This is a genomic window from Chelativorans sp. J32 (assembly GCF_000518985.1).
Taxonomy (GTDB): domain Bacteria; phylum Pseudomonadota; class Alphaproteobacteria; order Rhizobiales; family Rhizobiaceae; genus Chelativorans.
Window position 1 is genome coordinate 67,016 of sequence record NZ_JAEQ01000021.1, and the last position, 20,992, is coordinate 88,007.

The 20,992-nt window shown below is 61.6% G+C and carries 14 protein-coding genes and 3 pseudogenes; 9 read left to right on the top strand and 8 right to left on the bottom strand.

From position 1 onward, the window contains the following. The first annotated feature begins 80 nt into the window (after window positions 1-80). From CHEJ32_RS25600 to CHEJ32_RS0120785, 3 genes and pseudogenes are all read left to right on the top strand, one after another. Window positions 81-812: a DUF1403 family protein gene (locus CHEJ32_RS25600; RefSeq protein ID WP_051469822.1), complete on the top strand. Its 732-nt coding sequence runs from the start codon at window positions 81-83 to the stop codon at window positions 810-812. Window positions 813-814: 2 nt separating this feature from the next. Beyond that, window positions 815-1,509, top strand: a pseudogene (locus tag CHEJ32_RS25605) (SMC-Scp complex subunit ScpB). Between the two features lie 126 nt (window positions 1,510-1,635). Beyond that, window positions 1,636-2,048: pseudogene (locus tag CHEJ32_RS0120785) on the top strand (TrlF family ATPase); the annotation flags it as partial. Window positions 2,049-2,172: 124 nt separating this feature from the next. On the opposite strand, the gene CHEJ32_RS0120790 reads toward CHEJ32_RS0120785, so the two are convergent. Further along, complete coding sequence (locus CHEJ32_RS0120790) at window positions 2,173-3,456, bottom strand: TRAP transporter large permease (RefSeq protein ID WP_028035501.1); 1,284 nt, start codon at window positions 3,454-3,456, stop codon at window positions 2,173-2,175. Continuing rightward, window positions 3,456-3,833 carry a TRAP transporter small permease gene (locus CHEJ32_RS0120795; protein WP_028035502.1) on the bottom strand — a complete coding sequence of 126 codons (378 nt, stop codon included), beginning with the start codon at window positions 3,831-3,833 and terminating at the stop codon, window positions 3,456-3,458. The genes CHEJ32_RS0120790 and CHEJ32_RS0120795 overlap by 1 nt, the downstream gene beginning before the upstream one ends. Window positions 3,834-3,897: 64 nt before the next feature. Here CHEJ32_RS0120795 and CHEJ32_RS25610 point away from each other — a divergent pair, with 64 nt between their 5' ends. From CHEJ32_RS25610 to CHEJ32_RS0120810, 3 genes are read left to right on the top strand one after another with little or no spacing between them, the layout of a single operon-like run. After that, on the top strand, window positions 3,898-5,430 hold the full coding sequence (locus CHEJ32_RS25610; protein ID WP_245261232.1) for a helicase-related protein: 1,533 nt from the start codon (window positions 3,898-3,900) through the stop codon (window positions 5,428-5,430). Further along, entirely contained in the window at window positions 5,427-7,421 is a 1,995-nt protein-coding gene (pglZ, locus tag CHEJ32_RS0120805) for a BREX-3 system phosphatase PglZ (protein WP_028035503.1), read from the top strand. Before CHEJ32_RS25610 ends, pglZ begins: the two co-directional genes overlap by 4 nt. After that, window positions 7,421-8,155 carry a hypothetical protein gene (locus CHEJ32_RS0120810; RefSeq protein ID WP_028035504.1) on the top strand — a complete coding sequence of 245 codons (735 nt, stop codon included), beginning with the start codon at window positions 7,421-7,423 and terminating at the stop codon, window positions 8,153-8,155. Before pglZ ends, CHEJ32_RS0120810 begins: the two co-directional genes overlap by 1 nt. Here CHEJ32_RS0120810 and CHEJ32_RS0120815 read toward each other — a convergent pair. Beyond that, entirely contained in the window at window positions 8,137-8,808 is a 672-nt protein-coding gene (locus tag CHEJ32_RS0120815) for a HEPN domain-containing protein (protein WP_028035505.1), read from the bottom strand. The two genes, CHEJ32_RS0120810 and CHEJ32_RS0120815, sit on opposite strands and share 19 nt — an antisense overlap. A 21-nt stretch (window positions 8,809-8,829) precedes the next feature. Continuing rightward, window positions 8,830-9,813, bottom strand: coding sequence for a YafY family protein (locus CHEJ32_RS0120820; protein WP_028035506.1), 984 nt, complete (start codon window positions 9,811-9,813; stop codon window positions 8,830-8,832). A 118-nt stretch (window positions 9,814-9,931) separates the two neighbouring features. Between CHEJ32_RS0120820 and CHEJ32_RS0120825 the strand changes: the two genes are divergently transcribed. From CHEJ32_RS0120825 to CHEJ32_RS0120835, 3 genes are read left to right on the top strand one after another with little or no spacing between them, the layout of a single operon-like run. Next, complete coding sequence (locus CHEJ32_RS0120825; protein ID WP_034658894.1) at window positions 9,932-13,225, top strand: TM0106 family RecB-like putative nuclease; 3,294 nt, start codon at window positions 9,932-9,934, stop codon at window positions 13,223-13,225. Next, on the top strand, window positions 13,226-16,456 hold the full coding sequence (locus tag CHEJ32_RS25615; RefSeq protein ID WP_245261233.1) for an AAA family ATPase: 3,231 nt from the start codon (window positions 13,226-13,228) through the stop codon (window positions 16,454-16,456). It begins immediately after the preceding gene. Next, window positions 16,456-17,772, top strand: a complete 1,317-nt coding sequence (locus CHEJ32_RS0120835; protein ID WP_028035508.1) for an McrBC 5-methylcytosine restriction system component — start codon at window positions 16,456-16,458, stop codon at window positions 17,770-17,772. The genes CHEJ32_RS25615 and CHEJ32_RS0120835 overlap by 1 nt, the downstream gene beginning before the upstream one ends. Window positions 17,773-18,434: 662 nt before the next feature. Here the strand turns inward: CHEJ32_RS0120835 and CHEJ32_RS0120845 are convergent. From CHEJ32_RS0120845 to CHEJ32_RS27825, 4 genes and pseudogenes are all read right to left on the bottom strand, one after another. After that, window positions 18,435-19,148, bottom strand: coding sequence for a hypothetical protein (locus CHEJ32_RS0120845; protein WP_156936758.1), 714 nt, complete (start codon window positions 19,146-19,148; stop codon window positions 18,435-18,437). A gap of 229 nt (window positions 19,149-19,377) precedes the next feature. Further along, a complete protein-coding gene (locus CHEJ32_RS0120850; RefSeq protein WP_028035510.1) occupies window positions 19,378-19,842 on the bottom strand; it encodes a hypothetical protein in 465 nt (154 codons plus the stop codon). Window positions 19,843-20,279: 437 nt separating this feature from the next. Next, on the bottom strand, window positions 20,280-20,708 hold the full coding sequence (locus tag CHEJ32_RS27820) for a plasmid partitioning protein RepB C-terminal domain-containing protein (RefSeq protein ID WP_245261236.1): 429 nt from the start codon (window positions 20,706-20,708) through the stop codon (window positions 20,280-20,282). Continuing rightward, window positions 20,681-20,851 (bottom strand): annotated as a pseudogene (locus CHEJ32_RS27825) (plasmid partitioning protein RepB C-terminal domain-containing protein); the annotation flags it as partial. The pseudogene CHEJ32_RS27825 and the gene CHEJ32_RS27820, both read right to left, overlap by 28 nt. Window positions 20,852-20,992 lie beyond the last annotated feature (141 nt).

Here is a 20,992-nt window from a genome sequence, read left to right on the forward strand (position 1 = left end):
AGTTTCAAGAGCCAGGCGCGCAGCCGATCGCCGTACCGGTCCTTGCTTCGAATATCGAAGAAGGGAGTTCTTTCCTGCTGATGCGCCGCACCGAGGACGAAACCGCGCTGCGCGACGCGTGGGTTCTGCGCCAGGCCGGCGACGCGCCTGGCCCCGCCGGCAACGTGCTTTTGGCCTGGCGAAAGCTTGTCGGCCGGTCGCTGCCGGTGTCGGTCGAGGATCTGCAATCGGTCGCCGATCTGCTCGGCATCACCTGGACGGAGGTCTTTGCCGATCGCCTCGAGGACCTTGCCGACGACGTGCGCGCGGCGGCCCCCGCGCCGTTGATTGCCGCACGTGCCGCAACGGCGATCATGCGCGACAACCCGAAGGCGGAGGCCCTGGCCTGGTGGATGGCCGATCTCGCTGTGTCATCGCGCATGGGCTGGACCCATGCTGTTCCGCTGCTCGTCACCCAGATCCACGCGACCGTGCTTCGCACCGGTCCCGATCGCCGGCGCGCCCGTCCGGACACTCCTGACTATGCGCGGGCAATCTGCCTTGCCGCCGCGGCCGGGGCGGCCGAGGCCTGCCGGCTTGCCGCCGGTATCGCGCAGCAGGCCGAACGTTTGCACGAAGTGACTCCAAAGCTGCGCGCCAAAGGGGCAGGGGACGTCATTGCCTTGCTGCTGTCCGACGATGCCGTGTCGGGCTCCTTCACCAGTCAGGCGATGACCCGATGGGCCAGCCGTCGCCTGTTCGAGCGGCTCCAAAAACTCGACGCGGTGCGCGAACTCACCGGCCGGTCGACCTTCCGGCTCTACGGGTTGTAGCCATGGGACGTCCGTCGCGCGATCCCGGTCTTCTGGATGCCGAACTCGACGCTTTGCCGCCCGAGCTTCGCTGGCGGGAATGGATGACACGCGTCGAAGCCGTGATCTTTGCCGCGCCTGAACCGGTGACGCGGGAATTGCTGTCACGGATCGTCGGCCGCGAGTGCAGCATCGATCTGCTGATTGAGGATATTGCCAACGAGCTGGCGGCGAGGCCCTATGAGATCGTCGCGGTTGCCGGCGGCTGGCAATTCCGCACACGGCCCCGTCACGCCGAGGTGCTGAAGCGGCCTTCGGCGGCGCCACCACCGGCGCTGACATCACTGAAGGCGAGATGCTGGTGCTGGCCTCGATCGCCTATCACCAGCCGGTCACGCGCGCTGCGCTGTCCGACATGCTCGGCCGCGAGGTGTCGCGCGATGTCATCGGGCATCTGCGACGGCTCGACATGATCGCGTCGGGACCGCGATCGCCGCAGCCCGGCGCGCCATACACCTACGTGACGACGAAAAAATTCCTCGAGCACTTCGGGCTCGAGACGCTGCGCGATCTGCCCGACCTCGAGGCACTTGAAGATGCGGGGCTGCTGTCTAGAGAAGCAGTGCCGAATGGAAGTATCCCCGTGTCAGCTTCGGTCGCTGAAAGCGAAAGTGACGACGGGGTAGCTGACGACATTGTCATTGAAGCCAAAGAATAGCTTTTGGGGCGCCGTAAGAAAATTGCATACTGATGGCAGGAATGTGGGGATGGATTGTAGTGTGGGCCGGCCCGTCGGCTATCAAAGGGCAATTCGAACAGGATGGGCCTGAGTTCAGGAGGGGGCATGTTTTCGCGGGGATCTTTGTGGCGTGAATGGGATTTGCATATTCATTCGCCTGCATCATTTCATTGGGAGGGGGAGCGTTTCGGCACAGATCCAACGCGGAATAAAGTTCTTGTCGACGAGATGATCGTTGCTTTGAATGATGCCCCGCCAATTGCGTTCGGGCTCATGGACTATTGGACGTTTGACGGTTGGTTCGCTTTGAAGCAGCGGCAAGCCGAAGGCGAAGGACCAGCGTTGCAAAAGACTGTGTTCCCGGGAATTGAGCTAAGATTGATGGCACCTATGGATGGTCGTCTTAATGCCCACGTTCTCTTCTCTAACGATATTAGCGATCAGCATCTAAGGATTTTCTTTCACGCTTGAAGCTGGAGTTGATCAAGCAGCCGCTTTCGTGTGATGCGTTGATTGAATAGCGGTCCCTCTCTCGCCCAGGATACTTCAGAGCGCTGCGCGGCAGCGCCCCTGAAGATGTGCTGGGTGGATCGGGTGTTCCGCGCCTTGGACTGAGGGTGTCGGGTTGGCCGTACGTCCTTTTCACTGCATCGTGGCTGGCAACCATGTCACCAACTGCGGGAACAGCACGAGCACCAATACAAGCAGCAGGTGTGCGACGACATGCGGATACGAGCCGCGGAAGACTTGCCCCACCGGCATGCCGGTATATTTGGAGATGACGAAGACATTCATCCCCAGCGGCGGCGTGACCATGCCCACCTCTGCCATGACGATTGTGATCACTGCGAACCAGACGGGATCGTAGCCCAGCTGCATCATCATCGGCGCGATGATCGGCACCGTCAGGATGAGCATGGCGATGAGGTCCATCACGCAGCCGAGCACCAGATAGAGAAGCAGGACTGCCATCAATACGACCCATGACGGGATGCCAGCCTCGGAAAGATAGCTGATCAGCGACTGTGTCGTCTGCGTCAGCGTCAGAAAATAGCCGAAGATTTCGGCCCCGACGATGATCAGCGCGATCATGCAGCTCGCCTCGGCTGTCACCACCATCGCGCGGCGAATGCGGCTCCAGCTCGTGCGGCGCAGCAACGCGAGCGCGAGCGCGGCCAGGGCGCCGAGCGCGGATGCTTCGGTAGGAGTGCCGATGCCGAGATAGATTACGCCGGTCACGCACATGAACAGCACCAGAAAGGCCCAGGACGTCTTCAGGGCAGCGATCTTTTCCCACATCCGGTAGCCTTGCGCTCCGGGTGCATGCTCCGGATTGCGCCAGACCAGGAAGAAGACAGTCAGGATGATCGTCAGGGTCACGAGGATGCCGGGCACGATTCCTGCGATAAGGAGCTGGCCGACACTGAGGTTGGCTATGATCGCGTAGAGTACCATGGCCACGCTGGGCGGTATCAGCATCGCCAGCGTTCCCGAGATCGCGACCACGCCGGCCGCCAGCCGCGGATCATACCCCTGCTTGATCATGCCGGGTATCGACGTCGACGACAGAGTGGCGGCCGCGGCAGTGCTGGAGCCCGATATGGCACCGAAGGCCGCGCCGGTCAGCGCGGTCGCATGGGCGAGCCCGCCTGGCGTTCGTCCGGTCCAAATCTTTGCGGCCTTGAAGAGGTCGTCGCTGATGCCGCTGACCGTTATCAAATTGGCCATAAGGATGAACATCGGGATGGCGACGAACTCGTAATTCTGGTTCGACGCGAGCGGTGTTGAAGCCAGGATTCCCGCGGCAGTGTCAAACCCGCCGACCATGAGCAGTCCAAAGGCGCCTGCCAGCGCGAGGCTGAGCGCCACGGGGAGCCCGAACGCAAGGAAGCCGAGGAGGAGAACCAGTCCAGCGAATGTGGCCATCAGAGCGCCTCCTCCTCTCCGATTTCACGCATGGCAGCGATAATCGCCTCCAGTGCCGGGTGCTGGATGACGATCGTGATCATATAAGCGGCCGCCAGATAAAGAATGCGAAGCATCAGGATCGAGAAGGCCACGGGAACGATCGCCGTGCTCAGCCACATTGGCCATGCATAGAGACCGACTGTAGCCTCTCCCGTAACCCAGGCTTCGTGGGTCAGGATCGAGACCCGCCAGATGATGAGCGCGACCAGCGCTGCGGCCATCAGATAGCAGAGGCCGAGAGCAAGGTTGGTGACGTTGCGGGGCAGCATCGACGATATCAGGTCGACATTGATGTGCACCCCCTTCCGCAGCGTGTACGACAGCGCGAAATACATCGCTCCGGGAAGCACATAGACAGCCGACGTTGACGAGTGGGCTGAGCTGGACGGGCAAACCCAGGTGGATCTCGCCATCCAGACCAAGGGGTGGGAGATGGAAAAGGCTGAGGTCGAAACGCTGCTCGACCTGGCCCGCGCCACGGAGGCACAGGGGACGGACGCCAAGGCTGAGGCGCTCCTGGAACTGATCTACAAGCTTCAGCAGGAGGAGAATGATCCTGAGCTGAAGGTGTTGGTCTTCACCGAATTCGTGCCCACGCAGGCGATGCTTGCGGATTTCCTTGAAAGCCGAGGCTTCTCGGTCACCACTTTGAACGGGAGCATGGATCTCGAAGCTCGCACTCGGGCGCAGCAATTATTCGCCCGAGATATCCGCATTCTGATCTCGACGGACGCTGGTGGCGAGGGTTTGAACCTGCAGTTCTGCCACGTCATCGTAAACTTCGACATGCCGTGGAACCCTATGCGGGTCGAACAGCGCATCGGCCGCGTCGACCGTATCGGGCAGCCGCACGTCGTGCGCGCGATCAACTTCGTCCTGGAGGACACGGTCGAGCATCGCGTGCGCGAGGTTCTGGAGACGAAGCTCGCGGTCATCGCCGAAGAGTTCGGGGTGGATAAGGCCGCTGACGTGATGGACTCGGTCGAAGCAGAGTCACTGTTCGATGAGCTCTTCGTCCATGGGCTCCAGAACCCAGACGCCATCGAAAGCGAATGCGACGCGGTTGTGTCGCAGCTTCGGTCGACCATCGCCGAAAGCCGCAAAAGCAGCGAGCTCTTGTCGGATGGGCATCAGCTTAACGCAGACGATGCCCGCAAATGGAGAGACCACCCGGCGCAGTTCTGGTTGGAACGGGCGATCACAACCGGACTGCCCGCGCGCGGCGGGGATGCCGTCAAGGAGGCCGATTTTTGGCGGGTGCGTTGGGTGGACGGCAGCGAGTCGGCCAAGGTCTGCTTCGACGCGCGGACAGCCGAGGAGCGGCCTGATGTGGAATGGGTAACGCTTGAAGATCCCCGGGCTCGGGCAGTGATCAGCGATCTGCCGCGCTGCGTTTCGGGTCAACCGCTGCCTGCAGTCCGGCTTGCCGGCCTTCCGGAGAGCGTCCGGGGCGTATGGTCGCTGTGGGAGATCAGCCTCTCCGCCGATGATTTCAGCCGACGGCGCTTCCTGTCCGTCTTCGTGAACGACGAAGGGCGAACCTTCCTGCCGACTGCGAAGCGGATCTGGGATCTTCTTCCGACGGAACGGGTCGAGAGTGTCGGGGCCGTCACCGCCGCAGATGCAAACGGCTACTTTGACCGCTCAAAGAATGCCGCTCTCACCCAAGGCGAACGCATCTTTGCGGACATGGTGGAGGAGCACAGGGCCCGCATCCAGGAAGAGCGCGAACGTGCCAAGTACGCCTACGATGCGCGGCATCAGGCCATCGGCCGGGTCGGGCTCCAGACAGTCCGGGACTACCGCCGCAAGCGTCTGCGTGCCGACCATGACGCCCGCATGGCGCAGCTGGATGCCGCCGAGGCATACACGCCCGATCTGAACGCCGTTCTCCTGTTGCGTGTCGGCGAACCGGGAACGGCTGCATCATGAGCGCCTGGACCGATCGCATCCTGCAGGAGTTTCCTGCCGATCTTTCCCGCTTCTGGATTGCCTGCGATCCTGACGATCTTCTGCTCGATGAGCGCATTCTCCACGAACTTCGGGATCGGGGCTTCGAGGTTCTGCCGTTCGAAGATCCCATCGCTTTCAGAACGGAGTATGAGGAGCGTTATCGAGCCGCTTGGGATCGGGGCGAAGAAGGACCGGCACACGCGCTTATTCTGCAATTGCGTGGAACCGATCTGAACGCGCTTCCCTGGGACTACGTCCGGATGGGACGTAAGGTCAGCCTGAGCCTGGCCGACCTGTTTCCGAGGTTGAGCTATAGCGTAATCCGGCAAGTGGACTCCGAGCACCATGAAACCCTGTTTCTGGCACACAACAGACACGCCACTCAGCCGCTGGGAGAAGGAGCGACCAAGGACTTCATCCTGACCCATATCTTCCGCATCAGCCCTTACCTGCTCAGCAGGCCCGAGGACTTCTGGCGAGAGGTTTTGCGGCTCCATTACCGAGGCGCTGGGCTGCCGGAACTGCTCGCTAGGCATGTTGAGGGGATCTTGAAGGACTCCCGCCTTGGCGACCTGCCTATCGCGGAGCTGCTCTCGTCCAAGAGCTATATGGTGCGCGCGGTGCAGGATGCCTGGGGCCGCTTCTTGTCGCAGTATGGGATCCGCAGCGATCGGCGCTCGAACGATGAGACTGTTGAGGCATTGCCGGACGTCTCAGTACCGTTTGAACATCCCGACGTCAGGGTCATCATCGACACCATGTTCCTCGAAGGGGGCCTTCAGCCCGTTGGTGCACCGAGTTCAACGGCTGATTTGCCTGACTGGGTCAAGGTTGGTCTGGTTGATGACCCTCACGCGCTCGGCAACCTTGTCTCCGCAGGTGTGAAGAAGATCGCCGCCGACCTGCCCACGGTTGAGGCAACGCATCGCGATTGGGTAGAAATGGCGCGTCGGCTGGGAGAGGTGATCTCGCGCTTCAACGGACTGAGCGCGGGAGTGGCTGAACCCATACAGCAGCAAGTCCGCGCTTTGCAGCGCGATGTGGATGAGCGGTTGAAGGATTGGCTGTTCCAGCATTTCGCCGACTTGCCATCGCTTCCTGCGGCAAAGGGCCCGGTGATGGTTCATCACGTGCCGCGGTATCTGGCCTTACGTCGGAATGCCGGCGAAGATCGGGTGGCTCTCTTGGTGTTCGACGGTCTGGCCATGGATCAGTGGATTCAGATCCGGGAGCATCTGGCCGCACGCGTGCCCGGGTTCTCAGCGGAGGAAGGCGGGTGTTTCGCGTGGCTGCCAACGCTAACATCTGTGTCGCGACAGGCGCTATTTTCGGGTCTCAAGCCCCGAGAGTTCGCGAACTCGATCGAAACGACGGCGCGGGAACCGTCTTTGTGGGATCGCTTCTGGCAGGAGAACGGCCTTCGCAAGTCAGAGATCATTTATCAGAAAGGTCTGAAGCGAAACGAGCAACTGGCTGAATTGGAGGAAGCTATCTCCCCGCCGGCAACGAAGGTTGCAGGAATCGTCGTCGATATAATCGATGAAATTGTCCACGGCGCGATGTTGGGGAAGCGCGGTATCGCCGGGCAGATCCGTGCGTGGTGCGATACGGGTTTCGTCGAAAAGCTATTCCTGCTCCTCGCCGAACAGGGATATGTGATTTACCTCACTGCTGACCATGGCAATGTCGATGCTGAAGGCATTGGTCGTCTTAGTCAGGGCGTGGTTTCCGAACTCAAGGGCGAAAGGGTTCGAGCCTATCGCAGTGAAACTTTGGCATCGTCGGTTCCAGCCGACATCGATGCCTTCCGTTTCGATAGTCCCGGCTTACCGCCGGACTTCTTGCCGCTATACGCGGGTACGCGCGGCGCCTTCGTTCCGAAAGGTGACCAGATTGTCGCGCATGGGGGCATATCAGTCGAGGAGCTCATTGTTCCGTTTATAAGAATAAACATGCCGAGAGCGATTTGATGAGTTCGCCGTCCCCGCAAATTGGATTTGATCGTTTCATACAGTTGGATTGGGCCGCTACTGCCCTCCGCATCAGAGCAGGTATAGCCACGCTTGATGACCTTGAGGCGATACTCGATGCCTCGCACGCCGGCATAGCGGCCAAGAAGAAGACCAGGACCGTGCTTAACCGCCTGTGGTTGGACCCTCGGCCCGACCTGATCGGTTTCGCCGATCGCGGTGTAAAATTCTATCGGGATGCTCCGGATATTTCCGTTCCGGTGCTCACCTGGGGCATGGCCCTAGCTACCTATCCGTTCTTTGGAAAAGTGGCGGAGATTGTTGGCCGTCTGGCCGCGCTCCAGGGGGATTGTACCTCCGCCGAAGTCCATCGGCGCATGGCGGAGATTTATGGCGAGCGAGAAGGCACCCGTCGCATGACAAATATGGTCCTGCAATCTCAGGCGGACTGGGGGGCAATCGTGCGGACCGACAAAGGCAAGCGGATCGTGCTTGGAAAGCCCACTGATTTGGGCAGATTGCCGGTGGCGGCCTGGATCGCTGAAGCTTGTTTGCGGTATTCCGATCGCGCGTTGCCGGTCGCGACTCTTGCTTCCCACCGTGCGCTCTATCCGTTCAGCCTCGGCGATTCGATTACCTATCTCCTTTCGCAATCGCCGACAGTCGAGTTGCGGATCGATAGCGCGAGCAATCAGATTGTATCACTCGTCGACGCTCAGGGAACAACAGGATAGAAGGGCTTGCCCCAGTCCTTGTCGGGACTGTCCATCATCAGATCGGTGAAGACCGGCATCAGGAAACCGAGGATCGCGGCGCCATCGCGGACCTGGGTGCGGTTGATGCCGCTGTTCCAGGTCGAGCCGCCATGAACGAGTTGGTTGCGCAGCACATATAGCCGGTCGAAGACGAAGCTGAGCACGCGCTTGGTGTCGCCGCCCTGGATGGCCTGCGCGAAGGCGCGCGAGGAGGCTTCGAAACGCTCTTCCCAATCCTCGAAGCCGGCAATCCCGTTATGGTGCTGCCAGAACGGATTGAAGACGTAGCGGTTCTCCATCAGCAGCCGCACCGGTCCCGAAAAGCGCTGCCAGATCGCCCCATAGATGCGGCGCTGCTCGTCGAGCGTGATCAACTTTCCGAAGAAATCGGCGAAGGCGGCGCGTTCGCCCGGCTGGATGGTCTGGAATTCGCCCTCGTCGGCATAAGCGGCGTTGAACGCGATCCATAGGAATATGAATTTTGCGTCGTCGTCGGTCCCGCAGGCCTCGGCGCGGCCGATCCAGCTGATGGCGCGATGGACACGCAGGCCCATCGTCTGCGGAAAGCCTTCGCGGATCGCGCGCTGCTTGGTTTTCAGTTCTGCATGGGTGAGGCCCGTCTTTGTGGTCATTCCGCTTCGTTTACTGTTGCCTTATGGCAGGGCGCCAAAATCGCTCCTGCGGTGATTTTCGACCAGCGTGCGCAGCCCCTCGGGCGCGATAACCTCGACCGCATCGCCCCATTGATAGAGATGCCACGCCATTTCGAGCCAGCCCGCCGCGTGAAAGCGCACGATAAGCCCGCCATCTTCTTGCACCTCAACGGTTTGCTTTGGGCGAAAGCAGAACTCGGCCGCCCTTGCTTCGGCGTGCGGCGCAAACCGCCAGATGACCTCGTCATATTGTGCCGGGTCCTGGTAGACGCCGAAGGATTGCGCCGCATATTCCTCCAGCGAAAAGCCGGGCATCAGGCTGAAGCTCTCATCCAGGGTCTGGGCGCTCAAGATCTGGTCCATCCGGAAGTTCAGCATGTCTTCGCCGCGCGCCGGCTGGCGCGCCACCAGATAGCTGCGATGCCCCAGCAGGAGCCCATGCGGCTCGATGACCCGTTGAGGTGCATCCTCGTCCCGGTAGCGCAGCCGCAGACGAAACGGGCCGCGCAGGCCCTCGATCACGGCATCGAGCACCGCCGGCGCCAGATTGACGCGCGGGCCGGGCCGCGTCACCGAGCCCATTGCCAACAGGACCGCCTCGACATCGGCTTCGGTGCGCAGCGCATCCTTTGGTGTCAGCCGTGCCAACAATCCGTCGCGCAGGTCTTCAAGGGCCGCCGCGTGGCGTAGCCGGCCATCGCCCCGCGCCGTTCGTCCGGCGATTTCCAGCGCTTCGACCGCCGTTTCCTGGCGGGTCTGAAGCCGGTCGAGCATGGGGTCGGCAACACGCCAGCGCCGCCGACGGTCGTCACCATCCACCGCTTCGACGTTGGTGAACACGGTCTCCAGCGCATCGGTCATGCGCTGCGCCGTGCGACGCGAAACGCCGAATTCCTCGCAGATCTCATCGAGGCCGATGCCCGTCCGCCGCGTGGCGGCCAGACGCGCCAGCCTGATCAGGTCCTGAGCCTTGGCGAACGACATGATCCAAATCCTGGTCACAGACTATGTCAGATATTGACACCCACGCACGCTATGGCTGAACGTGCAATCTGTCGAGATGCAAGTCTTGTTGGAGATTGCTTTCGACGAGGGGGCAACAATGCGAATTATTGAGGGGGACCGGATACTCTTGTCCGCATCGGATCTGATGCGGTTCATGGGCTGCGCTCACGCGACCGCGCTCGATCTCGCCTATATGCAAGGCAAGGGGCCAGTGCCGCGCGAAGATACCGAAGATGCAGCGCTGCTCCAGAAGCAGGGCGATGCCCACGAGGCGGCTCACCTGGCCAAGCTCAAAGCATCGGGTGCGTCGGTGATCGAGATCGACCGGTCCGATCTTGCCGAGAATGCGCAGGCAACCCGGGCGGCTTTGGCAAGCGGGCCGCAGATCGTCTTTCAGGGGGCGCTGCTGGGCGACAATTGGGGCGGTTGGTCGGACTTTCTCGAGCGCGTCGAGCGCCCGTCCGATCTCGGTCCCTTCAGCTACGAAGTCACCGACACCAAGCTCAAGCGGCGGCCCCATCCCAAACATGTGCTGCAACTGGTGCTCTATTCGGATTTGCTGACCGAGATTCAGGGCGCCGCCCCGGAATTCGCCCATGTCGAACTCGGTGATGGCAGCCGGGTGCAGCTACGGCTCGCGGACTATCAGGCTTATGCGCGCATGGCGCGTCAGCGGCTCGAGGCATTCCTCGAAAACCCGGTGCCGACCCGGCCGATCCCTTGTGCCGATTGCGGGCTTTGCCGCTGGGGCGATCACTGCGAAAGCCAGTGGCAGGCCGAAGACAGCCTGTTCAACGTTGCCAATATTACCCGGACCCAGGTCAAGAAGCTCGAGGCGGCTGGTATCACCACCATGGAGCGGCTGGCCGGCCTCGATCATCCGATCCGCGGCATGGCCGAGACCACCCGGGTACGGCTGGTGACACAGGCGCGCCTGCAGCACGCCCGCAAGACAGGGGCGCCGGCCTTCGAGTTGCGCGAGGCCGAACCCGGCAAGGGCTTCGATCTGTTGCCCGCGCCGCAGCCGGGCGATCTTTTCTACGATATCGAGGGCGATCCGCATTACGAAGGCGGGCTCGAATATCTCCACGGCGTCTGGTTCGATGGCCAGTTCAAGGCTTTCTGGGCACATGATCACGGCGCCGAAGCACGGGCTTTGGCGGGCCTTCTGGAGTTTTTCCGGCAAAGGCTCGCGGCCCATCCCGAAGCGCGCATCTATCACTATGCGCCCTATGAGATCACCGCCTTGCGGCGGCTGACCACACAGTATGGAATCGGCGAGGCCTTTCTCGATCGCCTGCTGCGCGAGCGGCGCTTTGTCGATCTTTTCGCGGTGGTGCGCGGCGCGCTGATCGGCTCGGAAGCCAATTACTCGATCAAGTCGATGGAAGCCTTCTATGGCCGGGTGCGCGAAGGTGAGGTCAAAACTGCCGGCGGCTCGGTCGTGGCCTATGAGCGCTGGCGCGAAACCGGCGAACAAACGATCCTCGACGAGATCGAAGACTATAACCGCATCGACTGTATCTCGACCGAGGAGCTGCGCGACTGGTTGGTGAGCATCCGCCCCGCTGCGCCCTGGCCGATACTGGCAGTGGATGCCGGCGACAAGGAAGTCGAGGAAGACGCCGATACGCGGGCCTTGCGCGCGAAGCTTGCCGCATCCGGTCTGCCGCAGGAGCGGCAAGACATGTTGTTCAACCTCGGCCTGTTTCACAAGCGCGAGGCCAAGCCTGCGCAATGGGCGGTCTTCGACAGCGCCGGCAAGGACGAGGACGAGCTGATCGACGATCTCGATGCACTGGCCGGTCTGGAAGCCATTGATCCGGCAGAACCCGTCAAACGCTCGGTGCTGCGCCGTTATCGCTTTCCGCTCCAGGAGACCAAGCTGCGGGCCGGCCGCAAAGCGACGATCCCGGTCATTGACGGGCCGCCGGCCACTGTCAGCATCGAAGAGCTCGACCGCTCCGAGCGGATCATCGCGATCAAGGCGGGGGCGGCAAAGGCGCATCTCTTGACCGATCGCCTGACGCTCCACCCCGATTGGCCGCTCAATACGGACGTCATTGCCGCGGCCCTGCGCGATGTAATCGACGATCAATGCGGCGTGCGCCGCTTGACGGCGCTCGATGATCTGCTGGCGCGCACGGCTCCGCGTCTGGTGACGGGACCGCGCGCCGATCTGCTCGATGGCGCCGATCCCTTGACCGGCACGATCGCAGCGATCGCCGCCATGGATGGCACGGTGCTGCCGATCCAGGGACCGCCGGGTACCGGCAAGACCTATGTCACCGCCCGGGCAATCCTTGCGCTGGTACGCCAGGGGCACCGTGTTGGCGTGGCCTCGAACAGCCATGAGGCGATCCGCAATGTGCTGATGGGGTGTCTTGCCGCGCAAGATGATGGCGATGCTGTCCCGGGCCTGTGCATCGGGCACAAGGTCAGCAGCGGCGAAGACGGTTATCCGGACGACTGTACCGGCATCATCCGCTCGACGGCCAATGACGATTCCCTCTGGGGCCGCGCCCATGTGGTCGGCGGCACCGCCTTCTTTTTTGCCCGATCCGAGCACGAGCAGGCGCTCGACTGGCTCTTCATCGATGAAGCCGGGCAAGTAGGGCTGGCCAATATGGTCGCCATGGGACGCTGCGCGCGCAACATCGTTCTGGTCGGCGATCCGCGGCAATTGCCGCAGGTCATCCAGGGTGCCCATCCCGATCCGGCCAACCTTTCCTGTCTCGAATGGATGCTGGGCGAGCACGCCACCATTCCGCCCGATCGCGGCATCTTCCTGCCGGTCTCACGCCGCATGCATCCCGATGTCTGCAGGTTTATTTCGCAGCAGGTCTATGAAGGCAGGCTCGTTAGCGCACCCGATACAGCCCTCCAGGCAGTCCGCGGGACGGGCTTTCCTGAAGCTGGCGCTTTCTGGGTGCCGGTCGCGCATGAGGGCAATGCCCAGATCGCGGCCGAGGAAGTGGCTGCTATTCAGGCGGCGATCGACGATCTGCTCTCGGGAACCTGGACCGATAAGGATGGGACAACGCGCGCCCTTGAGCCCGCCGATATCATCGTCGTTGCGCCCTATAATGCGCAGGTCAATGCCTTGCAGGACGCGTTGCCCGCTGGCATTCGTGTCGGCACGGTCGACAAGTTCCAAGGGCAGGAAGCACCCGTCTGTCTGGTGTCCATGACCGCCTCCTCGGTCGAGGAAACCCCGCGCGGCATGGATTTCCTGTTCTCGCTCAACCGCATCAATGTCGCTGTCTCGCGCGCCAAGGGCCTGGTGCTCGTCTTCGGCGCACCGCGACTGCGCGAAGCAAAATGCAACACCGTTGAACAGATGCGCCTCGTCAACACGCTATGCGCATTGCCTGAGTTTGGAGACGTTTGAATGTGGGAGAATTTCGAGGCACGCCTCGATGAAAATGAGCGCGAAGGCTCCATTCCACTGCGAAGAGCGCTTTTCGAGGTGTTGCGTAGCTCGGGGCTTCGTCCCGGCGCGGGTATCACCAAGAAGATGGTGTCGCTTGAATTTGGCGCTGGCGAGCGGCTCGTGTGGGAAATCCAGAATCCGTCCAACGTCTTTCTGCACATAAAATGGCGCGATTCTGTCGAGGCGAATGGCTTTGCCACCGAGTTGCGTCCTTATCAGCGCGGCATGAAGAATGGCGGTCGGCATTCCGCCCTCAGCCGCGACTGGTCCTTTGGCGACGCTGACTGCTTTGTCGTGAGGATTGAAGATGCCGAAACCCTGCGCCGGCTGATCGCGGTGATTTTGCAGTCCGGCGATGCGCTGATGCTCAATCCGGCTGCGATCACGCGCTGGATCGAGCGGCTACGCCATTTCTTTCCCGCCTTCGACCGTTTCGATCCGCCCGATCCACATTTCGACGAGGCGGAGCGGACCTACAAGTTGGCGATTGCGGCGGAGCTCAGGACGGCGATCGAACAGGCCGGTTCAGACCAGGGACTGGCTGATGCCGTCAACACCGCGCTGGCCAAAAGCAATCTGCTGCAATGGCGCGCTTATTGGCCGATGTCGCCCAAAGGCGACGCCAATCGCGAGCAGCTCTGGCCGGCTTTGCGTGCGCTTGTCGACGCCGCGCTTGGCGCAGCCGACGGTCACGCCTCGGCGCTGGAGACCTTTGTTGACGCGTGGATTGCGGCCGTTCCGGACGGTAAGCCTGATCCGGCGCGCCAGATCGCCGAATTCTTGTTCCTCCATCTCGCTCCGGACGAGGGCATCTATATCCGCCATTCTGTGCGCCAGGATCTGTGGCTCGAAGCCGTTGGCAGCCGCTTTCCCGATCATGCGGCGATGGCCGACACCTACCGCGACGAATGGCGCTTCATGCAGGCCGTGCGCGCTGCTTTTGCGGACCGGGGTCTGGCGCCGCGCGACATGATCGATGTGCAAAGCGCGCTGTGGATCGTCCACAATTACAAGGAAGAAGATGTGGCGGCCTTTTCGCGCGATGCGATCGAGGCGGCGATGGACGCCTATGACAGCTACCGCCAGTCGGGCGAGCACGCCGCCATCTTCGAAGCCTTTGGTGAGCCGCGCGACTATTGGGTGCGCTCGACACGCGCGCGACCGGGTCGGGTCTATCCCTCCAAGCCGATCGTCGGCTTCCTGCGCGGCAAGACGCACCTCAATGGTGGGTGGGGACAGAAGGCCGATGCCGCCGCCCAGCTCCACAATGCAGGTTACATCATCGTCGATGCCGATGACGCCCCGGTCACCCCGCCCGAGCGCTACGAGCATCTGATCCGCGACGCAGATCGCATCCGGCTCTGTGCGCGAAACTATTATGTCGAACCGGCGCGTGAGAACGGCGCGGCAGACATTGCAATCCGCGCCGGTGACCTTGGCCGCGACATGGGACTGCGCGACGCGTTCCCGGCGATCTGCAGCGCGCTTGGCGGGGAGAAATTTCAGAAGCTCGCCAATGTCTCGGCGCCCTCCCACACGCTGCCAAATCCTAGCAGTTCTACCGTCTTCACCTACCAGCTCGCCTCAGCGGAAGGGCACCAAACCATGACCTTTGAACCGATGACCGCGATGCCGGCGACCACCAATCTCATCCTTTACGGCCCGCCCGGGACCGGCAAGACCTATGCCACCGCCTGGGAGGCCGTGCGGCTTTGCCTGGGCGAAGCCGCGGTTGAACCACTGCGCAATGACCGCGATGCCCTGATGGCCGAGTATCGCCGTCTTGCCGGCGAAGGACGGATCGAATTCGTCACCTTTCACCAGTCCTTCGCCTACGAAGATTTCGTCGAGGGGCTGCGACCGACGACAGGCGTCGAACAGGAAGGCGACGATGAGGCTGCCAGCACCTCGGGTGGATTCAGTCTCAAGCCCCATGCCGGCGTGTTCAAGATCATCAGCGAGAGAGCACGGCTCGACACCGGCGATGCGCCGGCCAAGCGGCTCGATCGCTCGCGCCCGATCTACAAGATCGCACTCGGTCAGCGCGGCAGCCAGGAAGACCGGATTCGTGAAGGGCTCGATGGCGGGCTGATCCATCTCGGCTGGGGCGGCGATATCGACTGGTCCGACGAGCGCTTCGATGATTTCGAAGAAATCCGGAAGACGTGGAACGAGGAGAAGGATCCCGACGCATCCGGCAAGGACCCCAATATCGAGATGCTTTACGCCTTTCGCTCCGGCCTGCAGGTCGGCGACTATGTCGTCGTCTCCGATGGCCGTGACAGCTACCGTGCCTTCGGCCGGGTGAGCGGCGAGTATTATTTCGATGCCGACGCCGATTTCCATCCGCATCGGCGCAGCGTCGAATGGATTTGGCGCGATGATAATGGCGCTGAGCGGGCGCCGTTCTACGCCCGCAATTTCCGCCGCCAGTCAGCCTATCGGCTTGATCCGGACCGGATCGACTGGGATGCGCTCGAAGCGGTGGTGATCGATCCCAATGCCGAGCGGCCGGTGGCCGGCGCGCGGCCGCATGTCCTGATTATCGACGAGATCAACAGGGCCAATATCTCAAAGGTGTTCGGCGAGCTGATCACGCTGCTCGAAACCGACAAGCGGCTCGGCTGTGAAAATGAGGTCCGAGTGCGGCTTCCCTATTCGGGGACGAGTTTCGGCGTGCCGGCCAATCTGCACATCATCGGCACGATGAACACGGCGGACCGCTCGATCGCGCTGCTCGACACCGCTCTGCGCCGCCGCTTCACCTTCCGCGAGCTGATGCCCGACGTCGAAGAACTGCGGCGGGCGCTGGCGGCCAGGGGGCTCGATGCCGCAAATCTCGAGGGGATCGATCTGTGCAAGCTGCTGCACACGATCAACGAGCGGATCGAATATCTCTTCGATCGCGAACACCAGATCGGCCACGCCTATTTCACGGGCTGTCGTGGTCGCGCCGATGTCGAAGACGTAATGCGCCATAAGGTCATCCCGCTCTTGACCGAATATTTCTACGAGGATTGGTCGAAAGTCGCCGCGGTGCTCGGCGATGGCGACGGCACCAATGGCTCCCATTTCCTCGAAGCACGGCGGCTGACGGCGCCGGCCGGTTTTGCCGACGATGAGCTGGGCGGCGAAAAGCTGCACTGGAGCGTCAAGGCACGCTTCGATTTTTTGGAGTTTGCCGCCTGATGCCCGCCTATACGGTTCGGGAATGGGACAAGCTCGCCTATGGCGAAGGCGCGGGGCAGATTCCCCCGCACCACGCCGATAGGTTAGCGAGCTTGGCGGCGCGCTCGGCCTTTGCCGGACGCGGCGGCAGCGGTGTGCTCGAACATGGCCGGCATGCCCTGCGCGCGCGGGGCGTGGTCGGAATTGTGGCGGCGGGCGATGCGAGCCTGGAGATCCTGCCCAAGATTGATGTGACGCCCGGTGAAACAACCGATCACCAAAACGCAGCGATCCGCAAGCGCCTGGTGCATATGCTGGCGGTTGCGCTGGATTTGAAAATTGACCTGGGCGTCATCACCGATCTCGCCTGGCAGCGCGAGACCCTGCTCGAAATCCTGATCCGCATCTTCTGCGACAAGCTGACCGAAGCTCTGCGCAAGGGTATGCCGCGCCGCTACATCACCTGCGAAGACGATCTGCCGACATTGCGCGGCCAGCTCGACATCACCCGCCAGTTCACCCGCCACGCGGTCAATCCCTCGCGCCTTGCCTGCCGCTTCGATCTTCTGTCCGAAGACACGCCGCTCAATCGGATCATGAAAGCGGCAGTGCAGCGCTTGGCGCGCCTCTCGCGCCGCGCCGCCAACCAGCAACGTCTGCGCGAGTTGGCTTTCGTCTATGCCGATATTACCGACGTGCCGGTGTCGGCGCTACGCTGGGATCAGGTGGTGATCGACCGCACCAACCGGTCCTGGCAGGAGCTCTTTGCGATGGCCCGGCTCTTTCTACAGGACCGCTACCAGACGACCACCGGCGGCGCCGGCCAGGGCACCGCCATGCTGTTCGAGATGAACGCGCTGTTCGAGGAATATGTCGGTCGCTTGATCGCCCGCGCCTTGGCGGGGACGGGGCTTACCGTTTCGTTGCAAGGCGGACGGCTGTTCTGTCTGAGCGCGCAGGACAGCGGGCGCGCATTGTTCCAGACCCGGCCCGATATCCTGATCCGCCAAGGTGGTAGGGTCGTCCATGTCATCGACACCAAGTGGAAGCGGATATCAGCGCGGATCGACGATCCCAAGCAGGGCGTCTCGCAGGCCGATGTCTATCAGATGATGGCCTATGCCCAGCTCTATGACGCGCCGCGCCTGACGCTGCTCTATCCCCACCATCCCGGCCTCGGCGGTCAAGACACGGTTCATGGGCGTTATGCGATTACCGGACACGCCACGATCCTGGAGACCGCGAGCGTCGACGTCGCCAACAGCACCGACATGCTGGGGCGGCTTCGCCGCCTGATCCTGAGTGAAGAGCCGATGGATCTGGAACTGGCGGGATGATGTTGGAAGCCGCGTGCCCGGAGTCGTGATGCAGTTCCGGATGCGGCTGGACCTGACGGCTGCCGGCCCGCCGGCTTTTTTAGCGGAGCCAGCGTGGTGCTCGCTCAGGCGTCGAGCTCGATTGCAGCAACTGCGTGCACCGGCGGTTCCTCAACTCCAAGCTGCCGTGCGATCGCCGGCATCTCTGGGTCGGCAAGAAACCCCTCATAGTCGTCTTCGTCCCAGGCGAACACCGACCAAAGCCGGTTTCCATCGTCGGGATCGAAATAGACCCGGGCGCTGCGACTCCCGCCGCTTGTCCGCTCCCACCTTTCGGAAAATCTTCAGGAACCGGTCGGGGTCATTTACCTTGGCAACCTGCCGGAAATGGGGGCGTACCCGGCTTCGAGCGACGCCCGGCACCTCTGGCGTCCCTCAGCTTCTTCTGCGGGTCGGTGCCGGACCCGAGATACCGCCTTCCGCGCGCCGCCAAATCGACTAGATGATCATCGAGTAGCGCCCCGCTCCTGCGTGAGAGAAGGTTAGATGGCGGTCCGGTCCCGTCCGCCATTTCGCAGAATTTCGCTACACTACTTCGGACTTCGCGAGGTTCCGCAGGTTGCTTTTAAGCGAGAAGTGCCCAGCACAACATCAGACGGGGCGGCACCTGTTGCTGTCCGTCGTCAGGATAGATGAGGCTCTGCCTCCTTGATCACGCCCTCGCATTCCGAGTCGAGGGCATCGAACATCTCGCCAAAATCACGGATGAGCAGTTGCCTGTGAATTTCGTAATGAGTGTGCCGCCGGATCTGGATCATGTCGTCTTCGGGATACGAGCAAAGGAAGTTGTGAAGCTTCGTCTCCGCGGATTCGAATGCACTTAGATTCGGGCAGTCACCGACCTTCATCTCAATGAACGCTGCGGGGTACATCTCTACGAGCCCCTGCGCCTCTGGATATCGACTGATGTCGTCGAATTTTACGATGTTGTCGAGATCATTGAAGAGGTGGAATTCAATCAACGGAGTGGCGCCATGCCCATGATCCCACCGGATCTGAGGGATACCGAATGACGTGCAGAGGATTCGATAAGCAACGAAGCTAGACCCCTTGTCGCGCAGATCGGCAACGAGTTTTTGCGCGACGCCGTTGGCATAGTTGCTCGTCACCACGGAATTCTTGGCGAGTTCGTAGTTCAGCACATCCTGGAATTGCTTCCCTTGAGTCAAATCCAGCTTCTTCGCCTTCAGCAGGTCCTGCCGAGCTTCGTAATGCCGGATCCGCTTTCCTAGAAGATTGGCGCGATTGATATATGGTGACGGATTTTCGGATGCCTCGATAGACTTCGCATAGTAGTCGAGCGCCTCATTCGAACGAAACTCCACCGCGCTCTTCATGCCCAGCTCGAAAAGTCGCTTGCCTTCCTCCCTGTTTTCGTTGGAGTGTCCTCCGAATAGCCGTCCAAAAACCATCACTCTACCCCCGTTGATTCTGGGCTCTGATAGCATCAATTTTCACAGGGCGATCTAGGACCAACCCGTTCGATGCATTCAACGATTCCCAATGCGTTTAAGATCGCCATGTTGCCACCTCCATTTCTCGAATATTGGTGGACGCATTGAAGGATTATCTTTCGACGACTCTACCGTCCGCGGTCACCCACATTCCATCGCTTAGATAGACGTCTCCACCTCCGTCATCGATCGCAAACTCCTCATGCAGCGCCTTCATTTCTCGAAGTGCCAGGACCAAAACATCCTCAAAGTTCATCCGGTCAAGTGCTGTCGTAGCGACTTGAATCAAGTGTTGCGCGTCCGGAGATACCCGCGTCTCGAGATACGGTCGACCGGCATGGTCCTTCTTCCGTAGAAACCCCATCTCGTAATCACCGAGAATCTGAGCCGTTGCAGCAAGCAGTGCTTCTTGATCCTCAAAGGCTTTGTATTCACCAGAGTCTTCATGCGCGGTTGCCGTCATGAGTCTGGCCCCGGTTCGATCGAGTATGATCCGGTAGAAAACGTAAGGCTTGGCGCAGATACGGTACTCTTCTTGCTCCGACGAGAGTTTGTTGGTGGGTTCCATTGCAGGCATTATTTGCATCCAAGTTGATGATGTTTCTAGCCTCGGATGGGGCAGGCGTCATCACCGCGGCAGTCTATCCAATGATGGCGCACCCACAACATCCTGACGACCGCGCAATTCTATTTGATTGAACGCAAGACCGCCAACCTTGCCGCGGGACCCGCTTTATCAGTCGCACGCTACACCAGAGAAGGTTTGACGTCAGACCCTTCCTCTCCGCCACTCCAATACTGAGATTGATCGGCGCGCCGGGTGGGGGGCCGGCACGCCGATCTGTGATGCGGGAGCTTGTCGTGCTTCCGCGGGACGGCTGGACCTGATGGCGGCCGGCCTGGTGGACTCCTTGCGGGTTCGCCGCCCTTCCCACCGCCATGCTCGATCCGCCCCACAGTGCGGCGTCTCCCATGGTCCCCGCGCTTATCGGGTCCGGGTCCCCCTCGGTTGGCTCAGGCGTCCTGCTCGGCCAGCGGCGCGAGCGTGTCAATCTCGGCGATCTTTTCGAATTCGCCGAGATATTCCTGGCGGTGGCTGGCGAGCCAGCGCGTCACGCGGCCATTGGCCAGGAGCTTGGCGATATAGCCGCGCGCCACCGTCAGATGCAGATTGTCGATGCCATAGGTTTCCTCGACCGATTTGACCTGGGTCTGCAGCGCCGCCAGCTCCCGCTCCATGCGCGCGATCTGCTGGCCCGAAGGGGTCGGGGCCGCCGCGCCCTTGCCCTTCTTGGCTGCAGCCAGCTGATTGTCCGGGGTCGCCGCGCGAAGGGCGCGGCAAACATGATCGGAAAATTGTTCTGCCCGATCATCAGGTCCGCGGCCTCGATCTGCCGCACCGCCGACATCTGCCGCAAAATGTCGAACACCCTCATCGAGCAGGGCGTGTCCTTCAGCATCTCGGCCGCTTCGGCGCTGATGCCGTCAAGCAGGCGAAAGCGGCGGATGACCGATTCCACCTGCAGATTGACCGCCTCGGCAATGTCGGCCGCCGGCACGCCGCGCTCCATGGCGCGCGCAATCATCCGGTGCTCCTGAATCGGCGGGATCCGGTTGACCCGCTTGTTGTAGGTATAGGTATCGTCTTCGGTGGCGATCAGGCATTCAACCTCTTCAATGCCAAGCTGCTTCAGCGCCTCGGTTCGCAAATGCCCGTCGAGCAGGAA

What these genes read in the sequence shown, in the direction of transcription:
- CHEJ32_RS25600 (WP_051469822.1), top strand. Translation starts at nt 81, where the DNA reads ATGCGCCGCACCGAGGACGAAACCGCGCTGCGCGACGCGTGGGTTCTG.
- CHEJ32_RS0120790 (WP_028035501.1), bottom strand. Translation starts at nt 3,456, where the DNA reads ATGGCCACATTCGCTGGACTGGTTCTCCTCCTCGGCTTCCTTGCGTTC.
- CHEJ32_RS0120795 (WP_028035502.1), bottom strand. Translation starts at nt 3,833, where the DNA reads ATGTATTTCGCGCTGTCGTACACGCTGCGGAAGGGGGTGCACATCAAT.
- pglZ (WP_028035503.1), top strand. Translation starts at nt 5,427, where the DNA reads ATGAGCGCCTGGACCGATCGCATCCTGCAGGAGTTTCCTGCCGATCTT.
- CHEJ32_RS0120810 (WP_028035504.1), top strand. Translation starts at nt 7,421, where the DNA reads ATGAGTTCGCCGTCCCCGCAAATTGGATTTGATCGTTTCATACAGTTG.
- CHEJ32_RS0120815 (WP_028035505.1), bottom strand. Translation starts at nt 8,808, where the DNA reads ATGACCACAAAGACGGGCCTCACCCATGCAGAACTGAAAACCAAGCAG.
- CHEJ32_RS0120820 (WP_028035506.1), bottom strand. Translation starts at nt 9,813, where the DNA reads ATGTCGTTCGCCAAGGCTCAGGACCTGATCAGGCTGGCGCGTCTGGCC.
- CHEJ32_RS0120825 (WP_034658894.1), top strand. Translation starts at nt 9,932, where the DNA reads ATGCGAATTATTGAGGGGGACCGGATACTCTTGTCCGCATCGGATCTG.
- CHEJ32_RS25615 (WP_245261233.1), top strand. Translation starts at nt 13,226, where the DNA reads ATGTGGGAGAATTTCGAGGCACGCCTCGATGAAAATGAGCGCGAAGGC.
- CHEJ32_RS0120835 (WP_028035508.1), top strand. Translation starts at nt 16,456, where the DNA reads ATGCCCGCCTATACGGTTCGGGAATGGGACAAGCTCGCCTATGGCGAA.
- CHEJ32_RS0120845 (WP_156936758.1), bottom strand. Translation starts at nt 19,148, where the DNA reads ATGAAGAGCGCGGTGGAGTTTCGTTCGAATGAGGCGCTCGACTACTAT.
- CHEJ32_RS0120850 (WP_028035510.1), bottom strand. Translation starts at nt 19,842, where the DNA reads ATGCCTGCAATGGAACCCACCAACAAACTCTCGTCGGAGCAAGAAGAG.